Annotated in this window: 8 protein-coding genes and 1 pseudogene; all 9 read right to left on the reverse strand. The window is 65.1% G+C overall.

All coding sequences use genetic code 11. From position 1 onward, the window contains the following. The coding region (locus tag B8460_RS14325; RefSeq protein ID WP_048862293.1) for a TCP-1/cpn60 chaperonin family protein at positions 1-399 on the reverse strand (399 nt) is incomplete at its 3' end. Further along, on the reverse strand, positions 374-1183 hold the full coding sequence (locus tag B8460_RS14330; RefSeq protein WP_048862294.1) for an iron-sulfur cluster assembly protein: 810 nt from the start codon (positions 1181-1183) through the stop codon (positions 374-376). The genes B8460_RS14325 and B8460_RS14330, both read right to left, overlap by 26 nt. After that, a complete protein-coding gene (locus B8460_RS14335; protein ID WP_048862295.1) occupies positions 1183-2202 on the reverse strand; it encodes an amidohydrolase family protein in 1020 nt (339 codons plus the stop codon). The genes B8460_RS14330 and B8460_RS14335 overlap by 1 nt, the downstream gene beginning before the upstream one ends. Positions 2203-2305: 103 nt before the next feature. After that, on the reverse strand, positions 2306-2659 hold the full coding sequence (locus B8460_RS14340; RefSeq protein ID WP_048862296.1) for an MmoB/DmpM family protein: 354 nt from the start codon (positions 2657-2659) through the stop codon (positions 2306-2308). 32 nt (positions 2660-2691) lie between these two features. Continuing rightward, on the reverse strand, positions 2692-3777 hold the full coding sequence (locus B8460_RS14345; protein WP_048862297.1) for a ferritin family protein: 1086 nt from the start codon (positions 3775-3777) through the stop codon (positions 2692-2694). Between the two features lie 59 nt (positions 3778-3836). Continuing rightward, entirely contained in the window at positions 3837-4883 is a 1047-nt protein-coding gene (locus tag B8460_RS14350) for an NADH:ubiquinone reductase (Na(+)-transporting) subunit F (RefSeq protein WP_048862298.1), read from the reverse strand. 91 nt (positions 4884-4974) lie between these two features. Further along, on the reverse strand, positions 4975-6645 hold the full coding sequence (locus tag B8460_RS14355; RefSeq protein WP_048862299.1) for an aromatic/alkene/methane monooxygenase hydroxylase/oxygenase subunit alpha: 1671 nt from the start codon (positions 6643-6645) through the stop codon (positions 4975-4977). A gap of 416 nt (positions 6646-7061) precedes the next feature. Then, the gene (locus tag B8460_RS22915) at positions 7062-7235 is read right to left on the reverse strand and encodes a hypothetical protein (protein WP_199445656.1); all 174 of its coding nucleotides are present in this window, start codon (positions 7233-7235) and stop codon (positions 7062-7064) included. Then, positions 7232-7531, reverse strand: a pseudogene (locus B8460_RS22075) (hypothetical protein); the annotation flags it as partial. The gene B8460_RS22915 and the pseudogene B8460_RS22075, both read right to left, overlap by 4 nt.

Consider the following 7531-nt stretch of genomic DNA (forward strand, 5'->3'; position numbering starts at 1 on the left):
GGCATCGCGCAGCGCGCCCTCCACGCGGGCCACCGCCGCCTCGAGACCCTGCACCAGCTCCACCGGGCGGGCGCCGGCCGCCAGCGCGGCGAGACCCTGCTGCACCATCGCATCCGCCAGCACGGTGGCCGTCGTGGTCCCGTCGCCCGCGACCTCGTTCGTCTGCCGCGATGCCTCCCGCAGGACGAGCGCCCCCATGTTCTCGAACTTGTCCTCCAGCTCGATCTCATGGGCGATGCTCACGCCGTCGCGCGAGACGATCGGCGTGCCGATCGGCCGGTCGATGACGGCGTTCATCCCGCGCGGCCCGAGCGTGCCGCGCACCGCACGGGCGAGCTTGGCGACGCCGCGCCCGAGCGCCGCGCGCGCCTCGTTATCGTGGAGCAGTATCTTGGGCATGACCCTGACCTTCTCCGGTCTGTCGCGACAGCGCCTGCAGCATGAAGTCACGCAAGGTCGGCTCGCGGTCGTCCGGCTGCGCCTCGTTGAAGCGGGCTGCCAGCAGGCCGCGGCACAGCGCCCCGTTGAATTCCACGTTCACCGCGACGTTGCGCAATGACCGCAGATACGGCCGCATGGCATCGGCGGCGGACAGCGGGCGGCCCTGCACGTCGACAAAGGCGAGCGAGCCGCCGTCGAACGACCCGGGGATGTCGCGCCGATCGAGGTAGCGGGCCGCGAGACCGCCCAGCACCTCGTCGTCGCATGCCGCGTGCAGTCCGGCCACGGTCAGCCGCACCAGCATCTCCGGCGCGCGACCGGCCTCCAGCAGCGCGCGCAGCAACAGTTCCTGACGGCGCTGGAAGGATTTGCGGTTGAAGGTCAGCCGCAGCTCATCGAGGTCGGCGGCGGCGTCGTTGCCGAACGCCTCGTGGAACGTGGCGCCGCGCCTGATACCGCCATTGATGGTGTCGGCATACATGTGGTCATCGAGCGTGACGTCCACCCGCTGCACCCAGTCGAGCGCCGCGACCTCGCGCCGCATGTCCTCGGCCATCAGGAACGCGAAGTTCGCCGCGCACCAGTAGGTCGGCAGACGGAAGCGGATCGCCACGTGCCCGCCCTCCACCGCCACGTCGGTGATGAAGCCGAGGGTCGTCACCGGCTCGTCGAGTTCCGGGTCGGTCACCCGCGCGAGCCGCGCCAGCACCTCATGGTGCTGGCGGCCGGCGACTGCGTCCATCATTCGGCGGCAACGGCTTCGGCGTGGGCGAGCTTCTTCTTCTGCGCCTCGACGTCGATGCCGTAGAGACGCGCCGCGTTCAGGCCCAGAATCTTCTTCTTGGCCTGCAGGGTCAGGTCCGTGCCGGTCTCGCGCTTCACCTCGTCCGGCAGCTCGAAGGCCATGAACTTCTCGACCAGCCAGCGCGGCGTCCAGATGCCGTAGTCGCTCGCGAACAGCAGCTTGTCCTCGCCGAGCCAGAACAGCAGCTCCGATAGGACGTGCGCGAAATATCCGGGGCGGCTGTGAATGAAGGGCAGGACGACGGCCAGGCCGCCATAGACGTTCGTCTCCTGCACCGCGATCCAACAGAAATCATCCAGCCGCGGCAGGCCGCAGTGTTCGACGATGAAGTTCAGGTTCGGAAAGTCCGTGGCACAATGGTCCACATCCGCCACGTCGAACGCGTCGCGGTCGAGCGGGATGATCGTCGGCCCCTTGTGAACATGGATATTCTTGATGCCGAGCTTCTCGCACCGCTCGAGATATTTGTAGCACCACGGGTCGGACAGCTTGTAGCCGCGACTGTCGCCGCGCCACTCGGCCGTGTAGAGCTTCACGCCCTTCAGGTTGTATTTCGCCGCCAGCTCGTCGAGCTCGTCGAGGCCGCGCTCGCCGTCGCGCGGGTCAAAGGCACCGTTGAGGATGAAGCGGTTGGGCCACTTCTTCGCCATCGCCGAGTTGCGTTCGGTGGTGTTGAAGCCGTTCTTGTAGAAGTCCGTCAGGTAGGTGGACTGGAGGATGGCCATGTCGTCCGGCCCGTCGACGAACAGATCGTTGTACATCTGCTCGGCGCTGTACTTGTCGAACTTGTCCTTCGGCCAGAGATTCTCCTTGGGGCTCAGCGCGTTGTGATACCCATAGAAGCAGTCGATGAACTGGGCACCGTGGATATTCTTCTGGTTAGCGGGACTGCCGTCCCAGAAATGCGTGTGGCCGTCGATGATGAAAATCTCTTCGCCGTCTTTGGTCTTGTACATCGCTGCTCCGCTCCCCATGCGAGTTTCTGCGGCCTGACTTACGTCATCCGTCGCGAGCCACCACCCCGGCGCGGGCCGGCGCGCCGGGGTGGTTCCTGCCGGCCTATTCGATGTACTGGCGCATCGCCTCCATGTCGCCGAACACGGTGACGGTGTTGTCGTCGACCATCACCATCCGGCCGTAATGGGTCGACGTCGAGATTTCGAAGAGATGCGGGGTCATCTCGCGGCCCAGCGCCTCGCTGATCTCGTCCATCTTGAACTCGACCTGACCCTCGCCATCGATGCGGATCAGCGACGGCTGATAGGTCACCTGGATTCCCGGCTTGTGGGCCATGACCTCGGCGATGCAGCGCGCCTCGACGCTGTCATTCATGGTGATCCCGCACTGGTGCGAGATCGTGTCCTCGAACGTCACGTCCTTCATGGACTTGAAGATGCTACCGCTATGCGACATGTCTCTGTCCTCTTGCTCTTTTCAGTGCGCGCTCAGCTGCCGATCACGCCACGCACGTCGATGCCGACCTCGGACCCGATGGCGCGCAGGCGGTTATGTGCCTGCGCCACCGCGTCCGTGTACTGCGCGACCTTGACCCGCGGCAGCGACCAGATCGGCTGCAGGTTGGCGGCGGCCTTGTTGGCGAGCGCGCCGTGATGCGACAGCCACGTGCCGAAAAGCTTCTGGTTATGCGCGCCGTGCTTCTCGTCCGTCGCCAGCATGTGCATCAGTTCGACGGCGTTCGCTAGGTTGCGCTCGTAATCGCCTTCCGCGGCGGACACGACGGCCGGGGTGATGAAGTCGTTCTGGGCGGCCGCCACCCGCATGATGAAGCCGCTGCGGAACAGCTCGCCGACCAGCGGCTCGAACACGATGTTCACCGCGAAATACTGTTCGAGATAGTCGGTGGCGCCCATGATGGCCTCGACCGCCTCGCGCGTGCCCTGCCACACCGGATCGTCGAGCCAGTGCCGCTTGCCGGCATCGATGTCGAACTTCTCGATATCAAGGCCGATTTCGCTCAGGTACAGCGTCAGATCCTGGGCAAACCGCAGCTTGTAGGACGAGTTCGTCAGGATGGCGTTGTTCACCATCTGCGTGAAGCCGTAGCGCTGCGCCTGCATCGTCGCGGTGCCGAGGCCGAACTCCGCGTGCTTGTAGGCGCCGAGATGGTCCTGCAGGATCTTCACCCATGCCGGGTCGAAGCGCGTCGGCGCGCCGGAGCGGCGGCCGTTGTTGATGACGTTCTGCAGCATCCCGACGATCGTCGACTGCCGCTGGTAATGGGTTTTCTCCCACTCCTGGTCGACCGACCGGTATCTGTGCCAGTCGGAGGCCAGCGCCTGGGTCCAGTTCTCGGCATAGGTCGGCGTGCCGTCGGCGAACGAGATGATCCAGTCCTGCAGCAGATAGCGCTTGGGATCCGGCTGGACGTCCACGGTGACGTCCTCGTAATGGGACGCCTTCCGGCCCTTCGGCTCGAAGTAGTTGAACTTCCGGCTGTCCCAGTCGACGAACTTCGCGGCGCCGGCGGCGCCCGACTTGACGGAATCCACAGTCTCTTGAGTCGCGCTCATGCGGTTGTTCCTCCCCTGATTTCGTGCGCGTCAGTCGGCTGGTCGTCGCGTCCGGCAGCTCATCTTGTGGCCGGCGTGAACTTGTCGAAGTTGATGTTCTCCGGCTCGAGCCCGGCCATCTGCAGCACGGGCAGCACGGCGTCGATCATCGGCGGCGGGCCGCAGGCATAGGCGTCCATCTCGCCCTCAAGCCCCTCCGCCATCAGCGTGCGAGCGACGACCTCGTGGACGAAGCCGGTCTCGCCGGACCACGGTTGCGATCCGTCGTGGTGGGACAGCGCCGGAATGAAGCGGAAATCGGCGACCTCCTTCTCCATCGTCCGGAACGCGTCCAGATAGAACAGGTCGGCCACGGTGCGGGCACCGTAGAAGAAGCGCACCGGCCGGCTTTCGCCCGAACGGATATGATCCTGCAGCATCGACCAGAGCGGCGACATGCCGGAGCCGCCGCCGATCAGCAGCAACGGACCGCTCTTGCCCTCGCGCCGGAAGCAGGTGCCGTAGGGTCCCTTCACCGTCACCCGGTCGCCCGCCGCGATACCGCCGTCGAGACGCGACGAGAAGGCGCCGTCCGGGTACCGCTTGATGATGAAGGCGAGGTCGGTGGTGCCGTCCGCCTCCGGCGGGTTGGCCATCGAGAACGACCGCGTGATGCCGTCCTGCGGCAAGGTGATGTCCACATATTGCCCGGCCCAGAAGCGCAGCGGCGCCGCAAGCGACAGGCGCAGCAGGCGGATGTCGTGGGTCAGTTGCTCGATGCCGGCCACCTCGGCGTTGAATTCGCGCACCGGGATCGACCGGCGCATCAGCTCCTCGTCGTAATTCAGAAGCTCGACGACGAGGTCGCTGTAGGCGTGGGTACGGCACAGCAGGATATGGTCGGTCTCGCGTTCATAGTCGGGCAGCGCGAACGTCGAATACCGCTTCAGCTCGATGTCGCCTTCCATGAGGCGCGACTTGCAACTGCTGCACTGACCTTCCTTGCAGCCGTGCATGACGGCGATGCCCTGGCGGAAAGCGGCATCCAGGACGGTCTCGCCTTCCTCGATGTCCATTTCGATGCCGACGGGCTCGAAACGTACGGTATAGGTCTGCGCATCGGCCATCGCGGCCGTTCCTCCAGGTGATCCCGGCAATCACCGCCGGGAGAAGAATGACTCCGGAGAGCGCTCGCGCACCCTCCGGAGCCTGGGGACGTCAGTTGATCGCGTTGATGGTGAAGCCCGCGCGGTAATCCGCGATGGCCTTCTCACGCGCCTCGGGCGTCATCTTGCGCAACGCCTCAAGCGGGCTGCCCAGCGTGTAGGGACGCACGTCGTCCAGCGTCCACATCTCGCGATCGTCAAATCGCAGATGCGGCTGCGGGATCAGCGTCTTCCCGTCGCTGCGCACGAAACCGAGGTCCTGGATGCAGTCCGCGAGGTTCCACCCGTCGTAGCAGGTCTCCCACTCGCGCCGGCCGCTGAAGCGGCCCATCGCAGGCGTCGGGCGCCCCTCGTACTCGGCGGCGAACGCGGTCGTGTGCGTCCACCGGCATTCCTCGGAGCAGTAGGTATAGAGCTTGCCGTCCACCTCGCCGACGCAGAACTCCTCGCGGATCAGCGCGGGGACCATGCAGCTCCAGCAGCGGTACGGATAGACGTAGCCGACCTCCTCGGCGAACAGGATCGGCTTGCTGCCCTTGTGGCTGAGCTTGTCGTACCACTTCCAGAAGTTGCCAAACTCGGCATACCAGCCGGGGTACTTGTGCTCGAACCACTCGAAGTCCTTCTCCGTCTGGGCTTCGATCCGCCAGAAGTTGACGGGCCAGCCCACCGCGAAGAACTGCGCGGTCTTGTGGACGTAGTTGCTCTTGACGATGCGGTCCCACGCGTGGGCGACATCGTCATGGTGGATCTTGATGCCGTACTTCTCGAGCGGCAGCATGTAGGTCCGGTAGTAGTCCTCGTAGATCCACCGGTGCCACAGCTCGGCATAGGACTCCTTCTTCTTATCGCGGTTCGTGGTGCCGTACTCGATGAACGTGCCGATGGCGGCGTCCACGATCGCGTGGTTCTGCCAGAACGCATACTTCAGATCGCGCTCGAGCAGCTTGTGGTTATCGGGGTCCTGAAGGATCGACATCAGCATCGAGTGGCCGTTGCCGATGTGCCGGCTCTCGTCCGACTGCACTGACAGGAACACCGTCGGCAGCGCGTAATCCCCGTTGCGCGCGGCCTCGGACGGCATGGCGACGAACAGCGTGTTGGTGAACGCCGTCTCCGCCACCACCGTCAGATAGACGTTCGCCGCGGTGATCGCGTCACCGGTGAGGAAGCCCTCGGCGAACTGGCGGCCGATCGTGGTCGCATAGCACTTGCCGAACGCGGCCTCGGTGATGTCGAACCCGGCCGGATCGATGTAGTTCTCCATGTACCACTTCTTCAGGTTCATCTGAATGGTGGAATGGCGGAACTCGTCGACCATCTGCATGGTGAAGCCGGTGCGCAGCTCCTCGCCCGGCGCCAGACGCCCGACCATCGCCATCGAGCGCGCGGCCGAGATTTCCGGGAACGGGATGATCGCGAGGAACAGCTTCATCCACTCGATCCAGCGGGGCTCCACGTTGCGGAACATGTCGCCACGCAGCGCCGCGTCGAGCGCGCCATAGACGCGGTTGTCCTTCTCTTCCTGCATCGGGAAGTAGGACCGCAGGACCTGCTTCATCGGGTCGCGCGGCACCTTCTTGATCTTGTAGTCGGTCGGGAAGGTGTTCGCTTCCTGGACGTAGCTCGGCGTCCAGCCCAGATCGGCGACGCGGCGAGCCGCCTCGCCGATGCTGATCCCGCGCTGGGCGGTGATCTTGTTGAGCGTCAAACCATCAGGCATAGAGTTTTCTCCCTGATCAGTCGTTACAGAGCGATCCGCGCGGTTGCCCGTGCGGCATCGGACCGGAATGGACACCAGCCGAAGGAACGGTCTGCTTCGCCCATGGATGAAGGATGCGATCGGGGGAGCACGCAGCCTGGCGCGGACGCCTGCTGCGCTGCGGGAAAGACACCAGCATTGCCGGCGATCCCATCATCAACCCCCCTTACCATCGTTCGTGTTTGAGCGTCGCATTCGCGTCGCCGACGATTGGCTGAAATGAAACAACGCAAGCCTTGTGCCACGTATATCGGCGTGCTTTGGCGCATTGATCTGTCGCAAAGTCGGGTCAACGCGCGACACGCTGCGATGCACCATGTAGCATTCCGCGACGGCTGACCCACGATCGGACGCCCGACGTGTCGCAGCACGGCCGATCACGACGCCTCACCTTCCGATGAACGCTTCAGCGGTTTACCCTCCGCGAGGAAGCGCGCGGCGAGGATCAGCACGCCCATGGCGAAGTCCTTGCCATGGGCATTGGACATTTCCTCTGCAAGCAAACCGATGCGGTTGAAGAAATCGTCCTTGGACGCGTCGTCGTCGGTCATGGCGTTTCCCCGCGCGGCGTTGCCGTGGCCGCGTCTTTCGTGTTGCTGTCCGCGGGCACGCGCAGCCACCCGTCGGGAAGCGCCAGTACCGCTGCCTCGCCCTCGGCGGTGCCGATCGCGAGGCCGCTGCCGTCGGCCGACCAGGCAAGCGCCGTCACGGCGCCCCCGCCCGCTGCCTTGGCGAACAGCGCGTCGTCCGCCCCGGGCTGGCACAGCAGGACGGCGCCGTTCGAATGCCCGGCCGCGAGCAGCCGGTGCGCGGGATGAAAGGCGACGGCGCAGACCGGCGTACGCCC

This window comes from Acidisphaera rubrifaciens HS-AP3 (assembly GCF_000964365.1).
In the GTDB taxonomy this organism is placed as follows: domain Bacteria; phylum Pseudomonadota; class Alphaproteobacteria; order Acetobacterales; family Acetobacteraceae; genus Acidisphaera; species Acidisphaera rubrifaciens.